General features: G+C 66.5%; 2 protein-coding genes. Both read right to left on the reverse strand.

What is annotated here, in order from left to right:
- Window positions 1–663, reverse strand: a 663-nt coding sequence (locus AC07PE_RS27085; protein ID WP_498770446.1) for a DUF4214 domain-containing protein, incomplete at its 3' end; no start/stop codon positions are given.
- A gap of 139 nt (window positions 664–802) precedes the next feature.
- Window positions 803–922 carry a choice-of-anchor Q domain-containing protein gene (locus tag AC07PE_RS27090; protein WP_498770448.1) on the reverse strand — a complete coding sequence of 40 codons (120 nt, stop codon included), beginning with the start codon at window positions 920–922 and terminating at the stop codon, window positions 803–805.
- Window positions 923–931: the final 9 nt, after the last annotated feature.

The following is a 931-nucleotide window of genomic DNA, read 5'->3' on the forward strand; positions in this document are numbered from 1 at the left end:
GGCAACCCACACGGTGGTGCCCGCCTTGGTGGCGACTTTCGCTGCCTGCGCCAGGGTCTTGAACGGTGCTGCCTTGGAGCCGGCCGCGCTGTCCGAACCGGTCGACGACACGTAGTAGTTATAGGTGGTGGCCGGGGTCGTGGTCGACGAACCGCCGCCGGTGCCGGTGGCGGCTTGCAGGTCGATGTATTCCTGGCTGGCCTTGAACTGCGCTTCGACGTAGCTGATCGGCACGCCCGAAGCGACCAGGTTGCTCCAATAGGTCAGGCCGCCCGAGTCCGGCTCGCGCTGGAGCAGCGTACGGTACAGCTGGGTAACCTGCTCGGTCGGGGTGCCGGTGGTGGCCGACGAGGTGATGCTGGCCAGCAGACGCGGCTGGATCGAGGCCGGCTGGGCTTCGGCAGCCAGCGGGTGGCTGTCGTAGCCGCTCAGTGCGAAATTGGGGGTGCCGGTCGAGGCGTTTGCTGCTGCGGCATCGGTCGTATTCGGTTCCACGGCGCTGGCGGTGGTGGCATCGGCGCTGCTGGTAATGGCAGCGGCAGTCTGGCTGGCAGCGGCGCCCATGTCGGCGTTACCGCCGCAGGCCGTCAGGAGGACAGCGGCGCTGCAGCACAGCAGTGCATTGATGCGGAGAGCCGGGGAAAACGAAGCTTGCTTTTTCATTCTACATTCCTTAGGTGCAAAAGAGCCCCTGCGGCACACGAAAGGGCCGGTTAAGGACGGGGGCAAGAGGGAGTCCGCGGCGCGGCGCCGCGGACGAGTGGGTCCGGAATCCGGACCGATTCTTGTTTAGTGCTCGGGCTTAGTGCTGATACGCGCCGATGTCGTAGCCGGTCGTGGCATTACGCGGCTTGCCGTCCAGGTCGGTGGCGTAGGCGTTGGTCGCGGTGCCGCGGCCGATTGCCGGCGAGCTGGTGGTCAGGTGGAAGTC

It is taken from the genome of Telluria sp. GW821-FHT07G12, assembly GCF_059418525.1.